The organism is Frateuria sp. (assembly GCF_035695185.1).
Classification (GTDB): domain Bacteria; phylum Pseudomonadota; class Gammaproteobacteria; order Xanthomonadales; family Rhodanobacteraceae; genus Frateuria_A.
Window position 1 is genome coordinate 1 of sequence record NZ_DASSES010000181.1, and the last position, 21277, is coordinate 21277.

Genomic DNA, 21277 nt, shown 5'->3' on the forward strand with positions numbered 1-21277 from the left:
CACCGAGGAGATCATGAAGGTGGCGCTGGCCCAGGCCAAGCGTGGCCGCCTGCACATCCTGGGCGAGATGGCCAAGGTCATCAGCACGCCGCGTTCGGAGATGAGCGAATACGCCCCGCGCCTGCTCACCATCAAGATCCATCCGGACAAGATCCGCGAGGTCATCGGCAAGGGCGGCGCCACCATCCGCTCGATCACCGAAGAGACCGGCACCACGATCGACATCAGCGACGACGGCACCGTGATCATCGCCTCGGTCAACCGCCTGGCGGCCGACGAGGCCAAGAAGCGCATCGAACAGATCGTCTCCGACGTCGAGCCGGGCCGCATCTACGAGGGCAAGGTCGCCAAGCTGATGGATTTCGGCGCGTTCGTGACGATCATGCCGGGCAAGGACGGTCTGGTGCACGTCTCGCAGATCTCCTCCGAGCGCGTCGAGAAGGTCTCCGACAAGCTCAAGGAAGGCGACATCGTGAAGGTCAAGGTGCTGGAAGTGGACAAGCAGGGCCGTATCCGCCTGTCCATGAAGGCCGTGGCCGAGGACGAAGCTGCCAACGGCTGAAGCCCTTGCTCCCTCTCCCCGCCGGGGAGAGGGCCGGGGTGAGGGGTCGGGGCTGGCGGCAAGCACTCCGATCCAAATCAAAAAAGCGGGCCTCTGGCCCGCTTTTTTTTTGCCAGTTCCGTGCAGGGCGGGTCTCAGCCCATCCTTCCACCACCACGACGGAAGCCTGCCCCGATGCGGCTTTTGCTACGATCCCCCCGATCCCAAGCAAGGCATGCCCGTGACCGCGCAGAACCCCGCCGACTTCGAAGCCCTGGGTCGCCAGGTATGGGACGCCTGGAGCCGCTCCTGGGCTGGCCCCGCGCCGGCGCCCGCCGCCCCGCCGCCGGCACCGGGCGTGGATGGTCTCAAGGGTTATCTCGACTGGATGCAGCAGGCTGCCGCCTCGATGACCGGGCAGGGCGGCCATGTCTCACCGCCGGTTGCGCCGTTCGGCCAATGGACCATGCCCGGCGCGGGTGCGCCGCCGTTCGGACTCGACGCGCTGCGCGGACTGCTCGACACGCCCGCCTTCGGCTACTCGCGCGAACAGCAGGCCCGGCAGCAGGCAATTCTCCGTGCGCTGCTCGACCACCAGCAGGCCAGCGCGCGCTACCAGGAACTGCTCGCCCGCGCACAGGCGCAAGGCGCCGAGCGGATGCAGCGCAAGCTGGCCGAGCCCGGCTTCCAGGTCGATTCGCTCAAGGCCATGTACGACCTGTGGGTCGATGCGGTGGAAGAGGCCTATGCGGAGATCGCGCTGTCGGACGAGTTTCGCGAGGCCTATGCGGCGCAGGGCAACACGCAGATGCGCGTGCGTCAGTTGCAGCAGCAGCAGATGGAGCAATGGTGCCGCGAGGTAGGTCTGCCGACCCGCAGCGAAGTCGCCACGCTTGGCCAGCGTCTGCAGGAACTTCGCCGCGAACTGCGCCGGATGCGGGAGGCCGCCCGCGACGAGGCAGCGGTAAAGACGTCCGAACGCAAAGCGTCCGCCAAGCCCACGGCGCGGGCCAAGGTCAGGCCCGCCTCGAAATCCACTCCCCGTCGCGCACCGCCCAAGCCGCGCTGAGCCCGCCCATGCAGACGCCAGGACCGCTGGATCCCGCCCGGATCCTCGAAGAGATCACCACCTTTCAGCGCAAGCTCGCCGCTGGCCCGGGCAGCCTGCGCGGCCTGCCCGAGCCGGCCTATGCGGCGACCCCGCGAGAGCTCGTCTACCGGGAGGACAAGCTCACCCTCTGGCGCATGCGGGGAGAGCGCAAACCGACCTCCAGAACCCCGCTCCTGATCGTCTATGCGCTGGTCAACACGGTCTGGATGACCGACCTGCAGAGCGACCGTTCGCTGGTGCGAAACCTGCTGGCGCAGGGTGAGGATGTGTACCTGATCGACTGGGGCTATCCGGACGGTGCCGACCGCTGGCTGACGCTGGAGGACTACATCGACGGCTATCTCGATCGCTGCGTCGATGCGGTGCGCGCGCAGGCCGGCGTGGAGGCGGTCGACCTGCTGGGCATCTGCCAGGGCGGGGCCTTCTCGTTGTGCTACACGGCGCTGCACCCGGCCAAGGTTGCCAACCTCGTCACCATGGTCACGCCGGTGGACTACCACACGCCCGACAACATGCTTTCGCACTGGGCGCGCGGCATCGACGTGGACCTGTTCGTCGACACGCTGGGCAACGTCCCGGCGGCACTGATGAACTGGGTCTACCTGACGCTCAAGCCGGTGCGCCTGCTGCAGCAGAAGTACGTCAACCTGGTCGACATCCTGGACAACCGCCAGGAACTGGAGAACTTCCTGCGCATGGAGCGATGGATCTTCGATTCGCCCGACCAGGCGGGCGAGGCGTTCCGCGAGTTCGTCAAGGATTTCTTCCAGGGCAACAAGCTGGTCAAGGGTGGCCTGACCATAGGCGGCAAGCCGGTGGACCTGGCCGCGATCACCCAGCCGGTGCTCAACATCTACGCCGAGCAGGATCACCTGGTCCCGCCCGACGCGTCGCGCGCCCTCGGCCACCACATCGGCAGCGACGACTACACCGAGCTGGCCTTCAAGGGCGGCCACATCGGCATCTACGTCTCCGCTCGCGCACAGCGGGAGGTGCCGCCGGCCATCCACCGCTGGCTGCGCGACCACGAGCGACCCTAGGGTCTGGCGATCGCGGCGCGTGCGTGCCCGCATGCTAGGCTTTCACGTCATTCCCGCCTCGCCCGACCCATGAACGCCTCCACCGAATCCCCCCGCGAGCACGACACCATCCGCGCCGTGCAGTGGCGCGGCGATCGCCTGTGCCTGCTCGACCAGCGCCTGCTGCCCGCCGAAGAACGCTGGATCGAGTGCCGCGACGCCGGCCAGGTCACCCAGGCCATTCGCGACCTGGCGGTGCGCGGTGCGCCGGCGATCGGCATCGCGGCCGCATGGGGCGTGGTACTGGCGGCGCAACAGGGCATCCCGCTGGACGAGGTGCTGGCCACGCTGCGCGCCGCCAGGCCGACCGCGGTCAACCTGATGTGGGCGCTCGACCGCATGAAGGCGCGCATTGCCGGCGGGGCGGACGCTGCTGCGCTCGAGCGCGAGGCGCAGGCGATCCAGGACGAAGACCTGGCGGCCAACCGCCACATGGGCGAGCTCGGTGCTGCGCTGATTGCCCCCGGCTCCGGCGTGCTCACCCACTGCAATACCGGATCGCTGGCGACCGCCGGCTACGGCACCGCCCTGGGCGTCATCCGTGCGGGCGTGGCGGCCGGACGCATCGACGAGGTGTTCGCCGGGGAGACGCGTCCCTGGCAACAGGGCGCGCGTCTGACCATGTACGAACTGGTGCGCGACAGGATCCCCGCGCACCTGATCGCCGACTCGGCCGCTGCGCACCTCATGCGCTCGGGCAGGGTTCAATGGGTGATCGTCGGCGCCGACCGCATCGCCGCCAACGGTGATACCGCCAACAAGATCGGGACCTACCAGCTGGCCATTGCCGCGCGTCACCATGGCGTCCGCTTCATGGTGGTGGCGCCCTCCTCGACGGTGGACATGGCCACGCCCGATGGCGAGGCCATCGAGATCGAACTGCGCCATGCCGACGAACTGCTCGCCACCGGCGGGCGCCGCACGGTGGTCGAAGGCGCGCAGGCCTGGAACCCGGTGTTCGACGTCACGCCGGCCGGGCTGATCGACGCGATCGTCACCGAGCGAGGGGTGATCGAACACCCGGGCACGGTGGCCATGCAGGCCATGTTCGGCCGATGAGGCTTCGCCGCGAGGCCGGCCTGTTCGCCATCGGCGGCGCACTCGGCCTGCTGGTGGACGCCGGCACCGTGCAGGCGTTGGTCGGCTGGGGCGGATGGAATCCGTACCTCGCCCGCGTGCTGTCCTTCCTGCTGGCGGCTACGGTGACCTGGACCTGGAACCGCCGGCACACCTTCGCGCACCGTGACAGCGGGCGTTCGCCGCTTGCCGAATGGCTGCACTGGATGGCGCTGATGGGCCTGGGGGCATGCGTGAACTATGCCGTCTACGCGAGCCTGCTGCTGTCCTTCGCACGGCTCGGCCGGTGGCCGGCGCTGGCCGTGGCGGCCGGCTCCGCCGTGGCCGCGCTGGTGAATTTCGCGACCGCGCGGGGCGTGCTTTTCCGACGGTCAAAACAGGCCGTCTAAGTAACTGATTCCATAGGTAAAAATCAAGGCGCTCCAAATGCATTCGTGGTACAATTTCACGATTGCTTGAGGGCCGCGCGAGCGTGCGTTTGAAGCGCCTGTCGCGCGGCCTTTTTCTGGTTCCACGGAAGCCACTGGGAAGCCGATTGATGGCAGAACTCGCCAAAGAAGTCATCCGCGTCAACATCGAAGACGAGATGCGCCAGAGCTACCTCGATTACGCCATGAGCGTGATCGTGGGACGCGCCCTTCCGGACGTGCGTGACGGCCTGAAGCCCGTGCACCGCCGCGTACTGTTCGCGATGAACGAACTGGGCAACGCCTGGAACAAGCCCTACAAGAAATCGGCCCGCGTGGTCGGTGACGTGATCGGTAAGTACCACCCGCACGGCGACGCGTCCGTCTACGACGCGATCGTGCGCATGGCCCAGCCCTTCTCGCTGCGCTACATGCTGGTCGACGGCCAGGGCAACTTCGGTTCGGTCGACGGCGACAACGCCGCGGCCATGCGTTACACCGAGGTGCGCATGTCGCGCCTCACGCACGAGCTGCTGGCCGACATCGACAAGGAAACCGTCGACTTCGGGCCGAACTACGACGAGTCCGAGCAGGAGCCGCTGGTCCTGCCAACCCGCGTGCCGAACCTGCTGATCAACGGCTCGGCCGGCATCGCCGTCGGCATGGCCACCAACGTGCCGCCGCACAACCTCAACGAGGTGATCGCCGGCACCATCGCGCTGATCGACGAGCCGTCGCTGTCGGTCGACGAGCTGATGCAGTACATCCCGGGTCCGGATTTCCCGACCGCCGGCATCATCAACGGCGCCGCCGGCATCGTCGAGGCCTACCGCACCGGTCGCGGCCGCATCCTGGTGCGCGCGCGCACCGAGATCGAGACCGAGGCCAACGGCCGCGAGACGATCCTCGTCCACGAGCTGCCCTACCAGGTGAACAAGGCGCGGCTGATCGAGAAGATCGCCGAGCTGGTCAAGGAAAAGAAGATCGAGGGGATCAGCGAGCTGCGCGACGAGTCCGACAAGGACGGCATGCGCGTCGTGATCGAAGTGCGCCGCGACGCGATGGCCGACGTGGTGCTCAACAACCTGTTCCTGCAGACGCAGCTGCAGGTGACCTTCGGCATCAACATGGTGGCGCTGCTGGACGGCCAGCCGCGGCTGCTCAACCTCAAGGAGATCCTGGAGGCGTTCATCCGCCATCGCCGCGAGGTGGTGACCCGCCGGACCATCTTCGAACTGCGCAAGGCGCGCGCCCGTGCCCATATCCTCGAAGGCCTTACCGTCGCGCTGGCCAATATCGACGAGATGATCGAGCTGATCCGAAGCTCGGCGTCGCCCGCCGAAGCGCGCGAGCGCATGCTGGCGCGCAAGTGGCAGCCGGGCATGGTCGGCACGCTGCTCGCCGCCGCCGGCGCCGATGCCTCGCGGCCGGAGGACATGGACCCGCGCGATGGCCTGAAGGGGGACGGCTACCAGCTGTCCGAAGTGCAGGCGCAGGAAATCCTGGCCATGCGCCTGCACCGCCTGACCGGGCTGGAGCAGGAGAAGCTGTCCGACGAGTACCGGCAGATCCTGGACACCATCCGCGGCCTGATCGAGATCCTCGAGAACCCGGACGTTCTGCTGAAGCTCATCCGCGAGGAGCTCGAGGCGATCAAGGCCGAGTATGGCGACGATCGCCGCACCGAGATCCAGCATTCGCAGGAGGACCTCAACGTCCTCGACCTGATCGCGCCGGAGGACATGGTCGTCACGCTGTCGCACACCGGTTATGTCAAGCGCCAGCCGGCCAGCACCTACCGTGCGCAGAAGCGTGGTGGCAAGGGCCGTTCGGCCTCGGCGCTGAAGGACGAGGATTTCGTCGAGCAGTTGTGGGTGGTCAATACCCACGACACGCTGCTGACCTTCACCAGCACCGGCCGCGTCTACTGGCTCAAGGTCTACCAGATGCCCGAGGCCGGTCCGGGAGCGCGCGGCAAGCCGATCGTCAACCTGCTGCCGCTGGCCGAGGGCGAAAAGGTCCAGGCGGTGCTGCCGATCCGCGAGTACAGCCCGGATTGCTACGTGTTCTTCGCCACCAGGAGCGGCACGGTCAAGAAGACGCCGCTGACCGAGTTCGCCTTCCAGCTGCAGCGCGGCAAGATCGCGATCAACCTCGACGAGGGCGACGCGCTGGTGGGGGTCGCCATCACCAATGGCAACAGCGACATCCTGCTGTTCGCCTCCAATGGCAAGGTCAACCGCTTCGACGAGAACACCGTGCGTTCGATGGGCCGCACCGCCACCGGCGTGCGCGGCATGCGCCTGGCCGACGGGGCCGAGGTGGTCTCGCTGATCGTAGCCGCCGAGGGTGATGTGCTCACCGCCACCGAGCGTGGCTACGGCAAGCGCACGCCGCTGGAGGAGTTCACCAAGAAGGGCCGTGGCACCCAGGGCGTGATTGGTATCCAGTGCTCCGAGCGCAACGGCGCGCTGGTCGCCGCGGTGCAGGTCACCGAAGACCACGAGCTGATGTTGATCTCCAACCAGGGCACGCTGGTGCGTACCCGTGTGGCGGGAGTCTCGCAGCTTGGCCGGAACACCCAGGGCGTGACCCTGATCCGCCTGCCCGCCGACGAGAACCTGGTCAGCGTGGTGCGGCTGGATGCCGAGGAAGGCAACGGCGAGGACGCCGAGCCGACCGAGGGGGTTCCGCCGGAAGGTCCGGCGCCGGTCGAGGATGGATCGGAAGAAGCCTGAGAATGAAGAAAGCCCCGGTTCGCCGGGGCTTTTTCTTGGGGCCGGGCGGCAGCCGCCGGAGGGGGCCCGTCCACGATAACCAGGGCGTGAAGAATCAACCGGTCGTGGTGCTGGCTTCCTGTGCCGCGAGCGCCTGCAGCATCGCCTCGGCGGTGGAGACACGGAACTCGCCGGGGGCTTCCACGTGCAACTGCCGCACGACACCGTCCTCGGCATACAGGGCAAAGCGGCGTGCACGAAGTCCCAGGCCGTAGGCGGTGCCGTCGAACTCCAGGCCCAGCGCGCGCGTGAAGCTGGCGTTGCCGTCCGCCAGCAGCTTCAGGCCGGGAGGCACCTGCTGCACGGCCGCCCAGGCCTGCATCACGTACGCGTCGTTGACCGCCATGCCGGCCACCTCGACGCCGCGGTCCCGGAACGCCTGGAAGTGCTGCACGTAGCCGGGCAGGTGATGGTCCGAGCAGGTGGGGGTGAAGGCGCCGGGCACGGCGAACAGCACCACCCGGCCCCGACCGAGCAGGCTGGCGGTGGACATGCGCCGGACCGGGACGCCGTCCTCGATCACGTCGACTTCGAGGTCCGGCAGGGTCTGGCCGATCTGGATGGTCATGGCACGCGTCCGTGGGGTGGGGGCGGGCATCGTAAACCCGGCCGGCGGCGGCTGTCGCCTTGAATCGGCGAAGCCCGCACCTACTTTTGGGGACAAGCGGCGCCTGCCGTGACCCTTTCTGGAGGAATCTGCCCATGAGTTCGAACCGCAACCCGATGTGGAACGCAGCCAGCGCGTTTCCCGAGGAGATTCGCCACGCCTTCGACCGCTTCTTCCAGCAGGACGAGGCCGACCCGTCCAACGTCGTGACCAGCCAGTGGGCGCCGCGGGTGGACATCAAGGAAGAGGACAAGCGCTTCGTGATCTTCGTCGACGTCCCCGGGGTTGACCCGGCGAACATCGAGGTGAGCATGGAGAAGGGCATCCTCACCATCAAGGGCGAGCGCACCGTCCAGAACCAGGAGCAGACCGGCCGTTTCACCCGGATCGAGCGTGCCCACGGCACTTTCCATCGTCGCTTCGCCTTGCCGGACAGTGCCGACCCGGAAGGCATCACTGCGGTCGGCCGCCACGGCGTGCTGGAAATCGACATTCCCAAGCGTGCGGAAACCACGCCGCGGCGGATTTCCATTTCCACCGATCATGGCAGCGGGACTGGCAGCGCCGGCGCGACGGGCTCCAGCAGTGGCAGCACCTCGATCAACCACTGAGTAGCTGCCTCAGCGTGTTCCTGGCGGCCCGTCGCGGATCGCATCCGCAACGGGCCGCCTGCTTGCGCAGTCTTGCCGAGGAAGGCCAGTGGAATTCAAAGACTATTACGAGATTCTCGGGGTGAAGCCCGATGCCAGCGAGGCCGAGATCAAGGCCGCTTACCGGAAGCTGGCCCGGCAGTACCACCCCGACAAGAACAAGGAACCGGGCGCGGAGGAGCGCTTCAAGGCAATCAACGAGGCCAACGAGGCGCTGCGCGACCCGGAAAAACGCCGGACCTACGACCAGTTGCGTGCCGGCGGTTACCGTGGCGGCGAACAGTTCCGCCCGCCGCCGGGCTGGGGCCACGGCGGAGGTTTCGACTTCGGTGACGCCGGCGACGGCGATTTCAGCGATTTCTTCGAAAGCCTGTTCGGGCGCGCCGGCGGCGGACCACGCGGCCAGCCGCGCCCGCGTCGCGGCCGGGATGTCCAGGCGCAGGTGCAGATCGACCTTCAGACCGCCTTCGACGGTGGCCGCACCCGCCTGGCGCTGCAGGACGGGAGCGGCCACGAACGCGTGCTGGAAGTGAAGATCCCGGCCGGAATCCTTCCCGGCCAGGTGATCCGGCTCGGCGGACAGGGCCACCCCGGCGCGGCCGGTGGACCGAGCGGCGACCTGATGCTGGAGGTGGCCATCCGCGACGATTCGCGCTTCAGGCTGGAGGGCAGGAACGTATTGCACGTGCTGCCGCTGGCGCCGTGGGAGGCCGCGCTCGGTGCGACCGTTCCCGTGCCGACCCTGGCCGGCAACGTGGACCTGCGGATTCCCGCCGGCTCGCAATCAGGCCGGAAACTGCGCCTGAAGGGCCGCGGGCTGCCGGGCAATCCGGCGGGTGACCAGCTGGTGGAGTTGTCGATCCGCGCCCCGGCGGTCGAAAACGATGCCCAGCGCGAGGCTTACGAGGCGCTGCAGAAGCAGTTCGAGGGGTACGACCCGCGCGCCTGAGGCGTCTGCATCCTTCCGGAGCAGGACCCGAGAGCAGGCGGGCGGGGCAACTTTGCTCCCTCTCCCTCTGGGGAGAGCGGCCGGTCTTGCAGGAGCCGCAAGGGAGGGCTGCGAGACCGGGCGCCGGCCATCAGCCGGCACAGGCGCGAGCCCCACCCCTTATCCGACCGTTACCTCGGCGGGTCCAGGGCTCGACAGCAGAGGCCTGTCCCGGAACGCCGGCGCGCAAGCCGCGCCGAAGGCGAACAGGCCCGGATACGACGTGTCAGGCCGGCAGCAGCGGCTTGATGGTGGCAACCAGTTCGTCTTCCTTGATGGGCTTGGTGACGTAGGCCTTGGCGCCTTGGCGCATGCCCCACACGCGATCGGTTTCCTGGTCCTTGGTGGTCACCAGCACTACCGGGATGTGCGCGGTGTCCGGGTCCTTGCTGATGATGCGGGTGGCCTGGAACCCGTTGAGGTTGGGCATCACCACGTCCATCAGGATCAGATCGGGACGTTCGCGCTTGGCCGCCTCGACACCCGCGGCGCCGTCTTCGGCGGTCAGCGACTCATGGCCGAGTTTTTCGACGATGCGCTTGAGGCCCAGCAGCTGCGACGGGGAATCGTCAACGATCAGGATTCGTGCCATGAGGTGGGGGTTTCCTAGTAGTTGTCGTGGATTCTATGCCGCGCGGAGAGCGCTTCCAAGCGCGGACTTCACGGGCTGCCGACGCGCACGAGGGTGCGCCCGAAGGATCGGCCGGCCAGCATGCGCTCGAACACGGCCGGCAGTTCCTCCAGGGTGACCTCGTCGGTGGCGATGCGGTCGAGGTGGCGGGGCTTCCAGTCGTCGGCCAGGTGCTGCCAGATCGATTCACGCAGCTCACGCGCGGTGCCGGCCGAAGCGATGCCGAGCAGGCTGACTCCGCGGATGATGAAGGGCATGACCGTGGCGTCGAAGGCGACGCCGCCCGCGTTACCGCAGATCGCCACGTTGCCGTAGGGCGCCACCAACGGCAGCAGGCCGGCGAGCATGGGACCGCCCACATTGTCGAGCGCTCCCCCGAAGCGGGCCGAATCCATCGGCTTGCCGCTGAAGGCGAGCTGGTGGCGGTCGATGCACTGGGAGGCACCCAGGCCACGCAGGAAGTCGAAGTGGTCGGCCTTGCCGCTGACCGCGTGCACCTCGTAGCCGGCTCGGCTGAAGATGTCGATCGCCAGTTGCCCCACGCCGCCGCTGGCGCCGGTGACGGCGATCGGGCCGAGGTCCGGCGTCTGCCGGTTGTCCTGCATGCGCAGCAGGGCCAGCGCCGCGGTGAAGCCGGCGGTTCCCAGGATCATGCTCTCGCGCAGCGACAGGCCGGCGGGGAGCGGGATGGTCCAGCGCGCATCCAGTCGGGCGTATTCGGCATAGCCGCCGTCGCGTGTCTCGGACAGGCCGCTGCCGGTGCACAGCACCGCATCGCCTTCCCTGAAGGCCGGATCGGTCGAGGCGACCACGTGGCCGGCCAGGTCGATGCCGCCGTTGAGCGGGTACCGGCGCAGGATCTTGCCCTTGCCGGTACCGGCCAGCGCGTCCTTGTAATTGACCGAGGACCAGGCGACCTTGACCAGCAGTTCGCCCGGCACGAGCGCATCGGCGTCCATCGTCTCGATGCCGCTGCGGTAGCCGGCTTCGTCATGGCGGATGCGCATGGCACGGAACGCGGTGGACGGGCTCATGCTTGCCTCCTCGTCTGCAACTCAGGCGTCGATACTGCGATCGTCGACCCACTTGGGCAGGTAACGACCTTCATAGCTTGCCATCCAGTCGAACAGCTCGCCCATGTCCTGGCCGAACCAGACATCCTCGCGCTGCTCCGGGCGCACGAAGCGCTCGTCGACCATGTGGTCCATCATCGCGCGCAGCTGCGTGTAGTAGCCGCGTACGTCCAGGAAGGCGCAGGGATAGCGATGCAGGCCCAGCTGCGCCCAGGTGAGCATCTCGAACATCTCGTCCATGGTGCCGAACCCGCCGGGCAGGGCGGCGAAGGCATCGGACAGCTCATACATGCGCGTCTTGCGCTGGTGCATGGTCTCGACCACCACCAGCTCGCTCAGTCCGGGGTGGGCGACCTCGAGGTCCACCAGCTGGCGGGGGATCACCCCGATCGCCCTGCCACCGGCGGCCAGCACCGCGTCGGCGACCGTACCCATCAACCCGACCTTGCCGCCCCCATAGACCAGCGCAATGCCGCGCAGGGCCATCTCGGTGCCGAAGGCGCGTGCCTGTTCGACGTACTCCGGATGGCTGCCGCTGCTGGAGCCGCAATAGACGCAGAGGGCGGTGGGTTGGGGCATGGTTGTCCTGTGTGCTTGCTGTTCGCAGGAGCCCACTTGTGGGCGATGCTCTGGTGCTCGATGCACGGCAGGGCAAGAGCATCGCCCACAAGCGGGTTCCTACAGGGGTTCACTGAAACGAAACGGCCCGCCCATGTCGCCACGAGCGGGCCGCCTGGCCGTCCAGGGCGCGATCAGTTGCCCTTGTGGATGGCGCGCTTGTCGACCGACAGCGCAGCCTCGTGCACGGCCTCCGAGAGCGTCGGGTGGGCGTGGACGATGCGCGCCAGGTCCTCGGAGGAACCCTTGAACTCCATCGCCACCACGCACTCGGCGATCAGCTCGGACACGCCCGGGCCGACCATGTGCACGCCCAAGATGCGGTCGGTCTCGGCGTGGGCGAGCATCTTCACCTGGCCGATGGCCTCGTTCATCGCCACGGCGCGGCCGATGGCGGCGAACGGGAAGGTGCCGACCTTGTACGGCACGCCCTCGTCCTTGAGCTGCTTCTCGGTCTTGCCAGCCCAGGCGATCTCCGGCTCGGTGTAGATCACCCACGGCACGGTGTCGAGGTTGATGTGGCCGGCCTTGCCGGCGATCCACTCGGCCACCGCCACGCCTTCCTCGGAACCCTTGTGCGCCAGCATCGGGCCGCGCACGGCATCGCCGATCGCCCACACGCCGTCGACGCCGGTGTGGTTGTGCTCGTCGACCACGATGCGGCCGCGCTCGTCCAGCTTGACGCCGGTGTCATCGGCCAGCAGGCCGTCGGTGTAGGCGCGGCGGCCCACGGCCACCAGCAGCTTGTCGACCACGAGCTTCTGTTCGCCGTCCTTGTCGGTGTAGCTCAGGTGCACGCCATCTTTCTTCACCTCGGCCTTGGAGACCTTGGCGCCGAGCTTGATGGCCAGCCCCTGCTTGGTGAATTCCTTCAGCGCGATCTTGGCGATGTCCGGATCGGCGGCGCCCAGGAAGTCGGGCAGCGCCTCGAGCACGGTGACCTCGGCGCCCATGCGCTTCCACACGCTGCCGAGCTCCAGGCCGATCACGCCCGCACCGATCACGCCCAGGCGCTTGGGTACTTCGGCGATATCCAGCGCGCCCGCGTTGTCGATGATCGTCTTGCCGTCGAACTTGGCGAACGGCAACTCGATCGGCACCGAGCCGGAGGCGAGGATCACATTGGTGGCGGCCAGCGTCTGCTTGGAACCGTCCTTGCCCGTGACTTCGACCTGGTTGCCCTTGAGCAGCTTGCCCTTGCCGTAGAAGGCGGTGACCTTGTTGGCCTTGAACAGCTGCGCGATGCCGCCGGTGAACTGCTTGACGATCTTGTCCTTGCGGCCGATGAAGGTACCCATGTCGACCTTGGCACCGTCCACGCTGATGCCGTGCACCGGGAAGTTGTGCGAGATGTTCCAGAACTGGCGCGAGGAATCGAGCAGCGCCTTGGACGGGATGCAGCCCACGTTGAGGCAGGTGCCGCCGAGCGCCTGCTTGCCGTCCTTGCCGGTGAAGTCGTCGACACAGGCGGTCTTCAGGCCCAGCTGCGCGGCGCGGATCGCGGCCACGTAGCCGGCCGGGCCGGCGCCGATGACGATGACGTCGAATTGTTGGTCACTCATGTGTCGGTTCCTTGCTGTGTCGCGACCCGGTGGATCGCGGCATCGAATGAAGCGGAGAAGTCGGTGAGCGTGGATCGGATCGCACCGCTCACCGCCAGAGCTTCGTACCTATTTTCTGATCGCCGGGGCGGCGATCAGAGACCGAGCAGCATCCGCTGCGGGTTCTCCAGCTGGTCCTTGATGTCGACCAGGAACAGCACCGCGTCCTTGCCGTCGATGATGCGGTGGTCGTAGGAGATGGCGATGTACATCATCGGCGCGGCGATGACCTGGCCGTTCTCGACGATCGCGCGCTCCTTGATCGTATGCATCCCGAGGATCGCGCTCTGCGGCGGGTTCACGATCGGCGTGGAGAGCAGCGAACCGAAGGTGCCGCCGTTGGTGACCGTGAAGGTGCCGCCCTGCAGGTCATCCAGCGAGAGCTTGCCGTCGCGCGCCTTCTTCGCGTAGTCGGCGATGCCCTGCTCGATGTCGGCGAAGCTCATGTCCTGCACGTCGCGCAGCACCGGCGTCACCAGGCCCTTGTCGGTGGACACGGCGATCGAGATGTCCTGGTAGCCGTGGTAGATGATGTCGTTGCCGTCGACCGAGGCGTTGACGATCGGGTGGCGCTTGAGCGCCTCGGCGACCGCCTTGACGAAGAAGCTCATGAAGCCGAGCTTGATGCCGTGGGTCTTCTGGAACTGCTCGCCCTGGCTCTTGCGCATCTTCACGACCTCGGCCAGGTTCACCTCGTTGAACGAGGTGAGCATGGCGATCGAGTTCTTCGATTGCATCAGGCGCTCGGCGATCTTCGCGCGCATGCGGGTCATCGGCACGCGCTCTTCCGGACGGGCGCCCGGAGTCGGCTTGGCGGCCGGCGCGGGGGCGGCGCCGCCCTTGCCGTAGTTGACCAGGTCTTCCTTGGTCACGCGGCCGTCGCGGCCGGTGCCGGCGACCTTGGACGGGTCGATGTGTTCTTCGGTGGCGACGCGGCGGCCGGCCGGGGACAGCTCGTCCACGCCCTTGCCGGCCTTCGGCGCCTCGGCCTTTGCCGGAGCGGGGGCGGCGGCCTTCGGTTCTTCCTTCGCGGCGGGCGCGGGCGCCGGCGCGGCGGCGCCTTCTTCCAGCACCGCGATGACCTGCTGGCTGTTCACCGTGTCGCCGGCCTGGTGCCTGATCTCCTTGAGCACGCCGTCGACCGGCGAGGGCACTTCCAGCACCACCTTGTCGGTTTCAAGGTCGACCAGGTTCTCGTCGCGCTTGACCGCGTCGCCGACCTTCTTGTGCCAGCTGGCGATGGTGGCGTCGGAGACCGACTCGGGCAGGACGGGGACTTTGACTTCGATGGACATGACGGGTCCTTAAAGGTGAGCGCCGCTCCTGGCGCGACACATAGCGGCCATCCTGGCCGCATTGATCCGAAAAAAAGCTTACTCCGCCGACTGGTCGTCGCCGACCGGCGCGACCAGCGCCTGCTCGACGAGCGCCGTCTGTTCGGCGATGTGGGTATTGAGGTGACCGGCGGCCGGGGCGGGCGATCGGCCGCGGCCGGCGTACGACAGGCTGTGCTTCGAGCCGACGCAGGCCTGCAGGTGGTGGCGGATCTGGAACCAGGCGCCCTGGTTCATCGGCTCCTCCTGGCACCACACCACTTCCCTGGCCGACGGGTACTTCGCCAGCTCCTCGACCACGCGCGGGCGCGGGAACGGGTAGAGCTGCTCGACGCGCACGATGGCCACGTCGGTCAGGCCGCGCTTCTCCGCGTCCTCCAGCAGGTCGTAGTAGACCTTGCCCGAGCACAGCACCACACGCTTGACCTTCTTCGGCGCAAGCTCGCGGTGCTCGCCGATCACCAGCTGGAACTGGCCGCCGGCCAGCTCGTCCAGCGAGGACACCGCCAGCTTGTGGCGCAGCAGCGACTTGGGCGTCATCACGATCAGCGGCTTGCGCACCGGGCGCACCATCTGCCGGCGGATCATGTGGAAAGCCTGCGCCGGGGTGGTCGGCACGCACACCTGCATGTTGTCCATCGCGCACAGCTGCAGGAAGCGCTCCAGGCGGGCGGAGGAGTGCTCCGGGCCCTGGCCTTCGTAGCCGTGCGGCAGGAACAGCGCCAGCCCGCACAGCCGGTTCCACTTGGCCTCGCCCGAGCTGATGAACTGGTCGATCACCACCTGCGCGCCGTTGGCGAAGTCGCCGAACTGGGCTTCCCAGATGTCCAGCGTCTGCGGGTCGGTGGTCGCATGGCCGTATTCGAACGCAATCACCGCTTCCTCGGACAGCAGCGAGTCGATGATCTCGACGTCGGCGCCCGGGCGCACGGTGGCCAGCGGCATGTAGGTGTGGCCGTCCTTCTGGTCGTGCAGCACCGCGTGGCGGTGGAAGAAGGTACCGCGCCCGGAATCCTGGCCGACCAGGCGCAGGTTGTAGTCCTGGTCGATCAGCGTCGCGTAGGCCAGGTTCTCGGCGAAGCCCCAGTCGGCCGGGTGCTCGCCCGAGGCCATCTTGCGGCGGTCGTCGTAGATCTTGGCGACGCGCGGCTGCAGCGTGAGGTCGGCGGGCAGGTCCAGCAGGCGGTTGGCGAGCTCCAGCAGCTTCTGCTTCGGCACGCCCGTGTCGGTCTGGGTCGACAGCTTGCCACCGAGGAAGCGGCTCCAGTCCACGTGGATGTCGCGCTTCGGGTCCGGGTCCAGTGCGGTCATCGAGCCGCCGGCTTCCAGGCGGTCGCGGTAGGCGTCCAGCTCCTTCTTGCCGTCGCCTTCGGCCAGCACGCCTTCCTTGACCAGCTGCTGCGCGTAAAGGTCGCGCGTGGTCGGTCGCTTCTTGATGACCTGGTACATCACCGGCTGCGTGGCGGAGGGTTCGTCCGCCTCGTTGTGGCCGTGGCGGCGGTAGCAGACCAGGTCGATGACCACGTCCTTGCGGAACTGCTTGCGGAATTCGTAGGCCAGGCGGGTGACCTCGATCACCGCCTCGGGGTCGTCCCCGTTCACGTGCAGCACCGGCGCGTTGACCATCTTGGCCAGGTCGGTGCAGTACAGGGTCGAGCGCGCGTCCTGCGGATTGGAGGTGGTGAAGCCCACCTGGTTGTTGATCACGATGTGCAGGCTGCCGCCGATGCGGAAGCCGCGTGCCTGCGACATCTGGAACAGTTCCATGTTGACGCCCTGGCCGGCGAAGGCCGCGTCGCCATGGACCAGCACCGCCATCGACTGGGTACGCTCGCCGTCATGGCGGCGGATCTGCCGCGCACGCACGGAGCCGGCGACCACCGGGTTGACGATCTCCAGGTGCGACGGGTTGAACGCCAGTGCCACGTGCACGCCGTTGCCCTTGGGCGTTTTGACGTCGGCGGAGAAGCCCATGTGGTACTTCACGTCGCCCGAGTGGGCCGGGTCATCCGGGTGTTCGAATTTGCCCTCGAACTCGTCGAACAAAGTCTTGGGCGGCTTGCCCAGGATGTTGACCAGCACGTTGAGGCGGCCGCGATGGGCCATGCCGATGACCACGTCCTTGACGCCGTTGTCGCCGGCGGCGGTGACGATGTCGTCGACCATCGGGATCAGGCTGTCGCCGCCTTCCAGCGAGAAGCGCTTCTGGCCGACGTACTTGGTGTGCAGGTAGCGCTCCAGGCCCTCGGCGGCGGTCAGGCCGGCCAGCACGCGCTTCTTGCCGCTGGCGTCCAGCCCGGCGCTGCCGTTGGCCTGCTCCAGGCGGGTATAGATCCAGCTGCGCTGCGCGTGGTCGGAGATGTACATGAACTCCGCGCCGATGGTGCTGGCGTAGATCTTCTTCAGGCGCGAAAGCAGCTCGCGCAGCTTCATGCGCTGGCCGCCCCCGGCGAAGGTGCCACAGTCGAATTCGGTGTCCAGGTCGGCTTCGGAGAGGCCATGGAAGGCCAGCCCCAGGTCCGGCGCCTCCATCTTGTTGGCCAGGCCCAGCGGGTCCAGGTCGGCGGCCAGGTGGCCGCGCGAGCGGTAGGCGGTCAGCAGGCGCAGCACGCCGGCCTGCTTGCGGGCATGGGCGTCGTCGACCGGGGCGCCGGCCGCGCGGCGCTGCTGCTGCGCCGCCTCGATGCGGGCGATGGCGGCCGAATGGGGGACATCGCTGCCGCGGCCCCTGAACGATTCGAAGTAACCGGCCCAGTCGGCCGTGACCGACGCGGGATCGGCGAGCCAGGACTCGTAAAGCTGCTCGACGTAATCGGCGTTGCCGCCGGCGAGTTGGGAGGACTCGGAAAACTCGCGAATCAGGTTCGTGCTCACGTCACCACCGGCAGGGAAGGGAGGCTTGCGGCCGCCCGCCTGGGGAAGGACGAGGGCCGATGCAATCTTAACGATTATACGCCGGGCCTGCTGCGCCGCGGCAAGCCGGACAACGGTTTGGAGGTCGCGGCGTGGCCACGGATTTCAAGGCCGTGCGGCGGCGGATCGGCATGGCATGGTGCCTGCGGCGGTCCGCCGCGCCGGGTTGGCGGCGCGGGCGGCAATCCAGCCCCGGTTCAGTTCAGCGCCGACGGACTGCCGACCAGTGCCCGGGTGCTACGCGCCGGCGTGCGCCGCCGCGGCGATGGCGTCCTGCAGCTGGCTGGGCGTGAATGGCTTGGACACCACGATCACCCCTTCGGGCGCGCCGGAAATGGCCGCCTTGTCTGCATAGCCGCTGATGATGATCCCCGGCAGGCCCGGCTTGGCCGCACGCAGCTTGCGGATCACCTCCGATCCGGAGACCAGTGGCATGGCGTAGTCGCTGATGATGAAGTCGATCGCCTCCAGGTCGTCCGCCTGGAGCAGCTGGCTCACGTGCTCGCCGTCGGCCGCCGTGGTGACCCGGTGCCCCAGGTCCTCCAGCATGGCGGCGGTGGTGGCGCGCACGCCCTCGTGGTCGTCCACCAGCAGGATGTGGCGGGCGCGATTGCGCATGGCCGCACCATCGATGGGCGGGCTTGCCGGGAGACGACGGGTCGCTTCCGGGGAGCGCGGCAGCCAGATCTCGACCGTCGTGCCCTGGTCCAGGCGGCTTTCGATGCGCATCGTGCCGCCCGACTGCTGGGCGAAGCCGTAGACCATGGACAGGCCCAGGCCCGTGCCCTTGCCGACCGCCTTGGTAGTGAAGAACGGTTCGGTGACCCGTTCGAGCATGTCTGCGGGAATGCCGCAGCCGGTGTCGGAAACCGCCACCACCACGTAGTCGCCGGCGACGGCGTCCTCGCCCCCGCCGATGCTGGCGTTGCGGCAGGCGATGCTGATCTTGCCGCCGTCGGGCATCGCGTCGCGGGCGTTGATCGCCAGGTTCATCAGCGCCAGTTCCAGTTGCGTCTCGTCGGCGTAGGCCGCCCAGAGCCCGTCTTCCAGCTGCCATTCCAGCGCGACCAGCCCGCCCAGCGTATGGGTGAGCAGCTGGGTGACCGTGCCCGACAGGTTGGCCATGTCGACGCGGGCGGGTTCGAGCTTCTGCTTGCGCGCGAAGGCGAGCAGCCTCGAGACCAGCTCGGCGCCCTGCTGCGCCGCGTGGCGCGTCATCTCCAGCACCTTGCGCTGGTCGTCCGCCAGCGTGACGCGCCGTTCGATCAGGCCCAGGCCACCGAGCACGGCCGCCAGCAGGTTGTTGAAGTCGTGCGCGATGCCGCCGGTGAGCTGGCCCAGCGCATCCATCTTGCGCACGTGCAGCAGCTGCGTCTCGAGGTTCTTCCGGTCGGTGACGTCGAGCAGGGTGCCGGCGTACTCCAGCGGCTGCCCCTCCGGGTCGCGCAGCAGCACGGCCTGGTCGAGGAAATGCTTGTAGGTGCCGTCGGCGCACTGCCAGCGGTACTCGACCGCGTAGGCGCGCCCCGCGCGGCGCGCGCGCAGGGCAGCGGCGACCCGGTCGCGGTCCTCCGGATGCAGCCGATCGAGCCAGAGCGTGGGCGTGGCGACGACGTCGTCATAATTGAAGCCGGTCACCGCCGTGAAGTTGCCGCTTACGAACTTGGGCATGCGCGGCGTCGCGTCCTGGTCCTCCAGGTACAGCACCAGGGGCAGCGACTGGATGATCGCCGCCTGGCGCTGCTCGACCAGGCGCAGCTCCTGCTCGGCGCGCAGGCGCTCGGCGTTGGCGCGCAGGTTGGCGTCGAGCAACTGCTGCTCCTGCCGGGCCTTGCGGCGAACCTCGCGGGTCATCATGTACAGGTCGACGAACACCGCCGCCTTGGAGCGCAGGACCACCGGCTCGACCGGCTTGAACACGTAGTCGACCGCGCCCATCGAGTAGCCGCGGATCAGGTGCTCGGTTTCCTTGTTGACCGCCGACAGGAAGATGATCGGGATGCGCTTGGTCTGCTCGCGCGCGCGGATGATCTGCGCGGTCTCGTAGCCGTCCATGCCCGGCATGTAGACGTCCAGCAGGATCACCGCGAACTCGCCCTTGAGCAGTTGCCTGAGCGCGTCCTCGCCGGACCGGGCGAGCACCACGTCGGCAATGTCCTCCAGCACGGTACGGATGGCGAGCAGGTTGCGCTCGTCGTCATCCACGATGAGGATGCGTGCCCGCTCCGACGGCTCGGCGGGGGGCACGCGCCGCAGGGTGGACAGGGGCTGGCGGGAAACGGGTAGGTTCATGGGGGGAATGCTCCGCGCTTACAGCGCGACGGCGGACGTCCGCTCGCGCGACCGGGCGAGCCAGACGCGCAGCAACGCCAGCAGCAGTTCGATGTCGACCGGCTTGGCGATGTAGTCGGAGGCGCCCGCATCCAGGCACTTCTGGCGGTCGCCCTTCATCGCCTTGGCGGTGACCGCGATCAGCGGCACCTCGGCCAGCGCGGGCTGCGCACGGATCTGCTGCATGGTTTCGTAGCCGTCCATCTCGGGCATCATGATATCGATAAGCGCGATGTCGATCCCGGGGGTCTGCTCCAGGATCAGGATGCCTTCGCGGCCGCCCTCGGCATGCAGGACTTCCACGCCGTGGCTCTCCAGCACGCTGGTCAGCGAATAGATGTTGCGGATGTCGTCGTCGACGATGAGGATGCGCGCGCCGGCCAGCTCCGTCATCGGGTGCATGCTGCCGGCCGCTTCGGGCGCCGGCTGCGGCGTGGGCGCCTGGCGAATGTGTTCGGCCAGGCGGGCGAACACCTGGGTCAGCTGCTCCGGTGCGGCCGGCTTCTCGGTGACGCCGAATGCGCCCAGGCTCAAGGCCGAGTCGAGCTTGTCCGCGCCGGAGATCACGTGGATCGGCATGTGCATGGTCTGCGGATCGTGCTTGAGCAGGTCCAGCAGCACGAAACCGTCGATGTCCGACAGGCCGAGGTCGAGGGTGATCGCGTGCGGCTGCAGCTTGCGCGCCAGCGTCAGGGTGCCGGCGCCGGCCGTGGAGACCACGCCCTTGAGTCCTGCCTCGCGGGCGATGTCCAGCAGGATCGACGCGAAGGTCGGGTCGTCCTCCACGATCAGCACGAAAGGCGAGTCGCCCAGTGCGTCACGGTCGTCGGTGACCTCCATCGGCGCCGGCAGGGCCCCGGGCACCATGGCGCCGCTGTTGTCGTAGCGCGCGCTGCTGCTGCCCATGGTCGGCGCGACCGGCGAGAGGGCTTCCAGGGGAACGAACAGGGTGAAGGTCGAGCCCACTCCCGGGGTCGAGCGCACCTGCAGTTCGCCGCCGATCAGGCGCGCGATCTCGCGGCTGATCGAAAGGCCCAGGCCGGTGCCGCCGTACTTGCGGCTGGTGGTGCCGTCGGCCTGCTGGAAGGCTTCGAAGATGAGCTTCTGCTTGTCCTTCGGGATGCCGATGCCGGTGTCGGTGACGGCGATCTCGATCGCGTGCTCGGCATAGCGCAGCACCGGATGGTTGGTGCTCCAGCCGCCGGACACCTGGCGCACCGCGAGCGTGACGCTGCCTTCGCCGGTGAACTTGAAGGCGTTGGACAGCAGGTTGAGCACGACCTGCTGCAGGCGCTTCTCGTCGGTGCGGATCGATGCGGGGAGACCGGCATCGAATTCCACCCGGAACTCCAGGTTCTTGTCGCTGGCCAGCTGCCGGAAGGTGCGCTCCATGTGCTGCTTGAGCCCGCTGAGCGGCATCTCGCCGATTTCGATGGACACAGTGCCCGACTCGATCTTCGACAGATCGAGGATGTCGTTGATCAGGCTCAGCAGGTCCGAGCCGGCCGAGTGGATGGTGCGGGCGAACTCGGTCTGCTT

The 21277-nt window shown here is 67.9% G+C and carries 17 protein-coding genes; 8 read left to right on the top strand and 9 right to left on the bottom strand.

The window, feature by feature from the left end:
* The 6 genes from VFH59_RS14595 to gyrA all read left to right on the top strand — a co-directional run.
* A partial coding sequence (locus VFH59_RS14595; protein ID WP_325165636.1) for a S1 RNA-binding domain-containing protein occupies positions 1-562 on the top strand: 562 nt, incomplete at its 5' end.
* Positions 563-782: 220 nt separating this feature from the next.
* Positions 783-1610 (top strand): poly(R)-hydroxyalkanoic acid synthase subunit PhaE, encoded by an 828-nt coding sequence (locus tag VFH59_RS14600; protein WP_325165637.1) that lies wholly within the window; start codon positions 783-785, stop codon positions 1608-1610.
* 8 nt (positions 1611-1618) lie between these two features.
* Entirely contained in the window at positions 1619-2692 is a 1074-nt protein-coding gene (gene phaC, locus VFH59_RS14605; RefSeq protein WP_325165638.1) for a class III poly(R)-hydroxyalkanoic acid synthase subunit PhaC, read from the top strand.
* A gap of 69 nt (positions 2693-2761) precedes the next feature.
* Positions 2762-3790, top strand: a complete 1029-nt coding sequence (mtnA, locus tag VFH59_RS14610; RefSeq protein WP_325165639.1) for an S-methyl-5-thioribose-1-phosphate isomerase — start codon at positions 2762-2764, stop codon at positions 3788-3790.
* Positions 3787-4197, top strand: a complete 411-nt coding sequence (locus VFH59_RS14615) for a GtrA family protein (protein WP_325165640.1) — start codon at positions 3787-3789, stop codon at positions 4195-4197. Before mtnA ends, VFH59_RS14615 begins: the two co-directional genes overlap by 4 nt.
* Before the next feature lie 149 nt (positions 4198-4346).
* Positions 4347-6953, top strand: coding sequence for a DNA gyrase subunit A (gene gyrA, locus VFH59_RS14620; RefSeq protein WP_325165641.1), 2607 nt, complete (start codon positions 4347-4349; stop codon positions 6951-6953).
* Positions 6954-7047: 94 nt separating this feature from the next.
* On the opposite strand, the gene VFH59_RS14625 is transcribed toward gyrA, so the two are convergent.
* Positions 7048-7560, bottom strand: a complete 513-nt coding sequence (locus VFH59_RS14625; RefSeq protein WP_325165642.1) for a peroxiredoxin — start codon at positions 7558-7560, stop codon at positions 7048-7050.
* 134 nt (positions 7561-7694) lie between these two features.
* On the opposite strand from VFH59_RS14625, the gene VFH59_RS14630 reads away from it, so the two are divergent.
* Both VFH59_RS14630 and VFH59_RS14635 read left to right on the top strand, forming a co-directional pair.
* On the top strand, positions 7695-8210 hold the full coding sequence (locus VFH59_RS14630) for an Hsp20/alpha crystallin family protein (RefSeq protein WP_325165643.1): 516 nt from the start codon (positions 7695-7697) through the stop codon (positions 8208-8210).
* Between the two features lie 88 nt (positions 8211-8298).
* A complete protein-coding gene (locus VFH59_RS14635) occupies positions 8299-9198 on the top strand; it encodes a DnaJ C-terminal domain-containing protein (protein ID WP_325165644.1) in 900 nt (299 codons plus the stop codon).
* A 265-nt stretch (positions 9199-9463) separates the two neighbouring features.
* On the opposite strand, the gene pilH is transcribed toward VFH59_RS14635, so the two are convergent.
* The 8 genes from pilH to VFH59_RS14675 all read right to left on the bottom strand — a co-directional run.
* Positions 9464-9829 (bottom strand): twitching motility response regulator PilH, encoded by a 366-nt coding sequence (gene pilH / locus VFH59_RS14640; protein WP_209614798.1) that lies wholly within the window; start codon positions 9827-9829, stop codon positions 9464-9466.
* A 68-nt stretch (positions 9830-9897) separates the two neighbouring features.
* Positions 9898-10902, bottom strand: coding sequence for a YhdH/YhfP family quinone oxidoreductase (locus VFH59_RS14645; protein WP_325165645.1), 1005 nt, complete (start codon positions 10900-10902; stop codon positions 9898-9900).
* Positions 10903-10923: 21 nt separating this feature from the next.
* Entirely contained in the window at positions 10924-11520 is a 597-nt protein-coding gene (locus tag VFH59_RS14650) for a TIGR00730 family Rossman fold protein (RefSeq protein ID WP_325165646.1), read from the bottom strand.
* Positions 11521-11693: 173 nt separating this feature from the next.
* Positions 11694-13121 (bottom strand): dihydrolipoyl dehydrogenase, encoded by a 1428-nt coding sequence (gene lpdA / locus VFH59_RS14655; protein ID WP_325165647.1) that lies wholly within the window; start codon positions 13119-13121, stop codon positions 11694-11696.
* 134 nt (positions 13122-13255) lie between these two features.
* A complete protein-coding gene (gene odhB / locus VFH59_RS14660; protein WP_325165648.1) occupies positions 13256-14455 on the bottom strand; it encodes a 2-oxoglutarate dehydrogenase complex dihydrolipoyllysine-residue succinyltransferase in 1200 nt (399 codons plus the stop codon).
* A 78-nt stretch (positions 14456-14533) separates the two neighbouring features.
* Complete coding sequence (locus VFH59_RS14665) at positions 14534-17368, bottom strand: 2-oxoglutarate dehydrogenase E1 component (RefSeq protein ID WP_325165649.1); 2835 nt, start codon at positions 17366-17368, stop codon at positions 14534-14536.
* A gap of 276 nt (positions 17369-17644) precedes the next feature.
* Positions 17645-19699 (bottom strand): response regulator, encoded by a 2055-nt coding sequence (locus VFH59_RS14670; RefSeq protein ID WP_325165650.1) that lies wholly within the window; start codon positions 19697-19699, stop codon positions 17645-17647.
* 18 nt (positions 19700-19717) lie between these two features.
* Positions 19718-21277, bottom strand: a 1560-nt coding sequence (locus VFH59_RS14675; protein ID WP_325165651.1) for a response regulator, incomplete at its 5' end; no start/stop codon positions are given.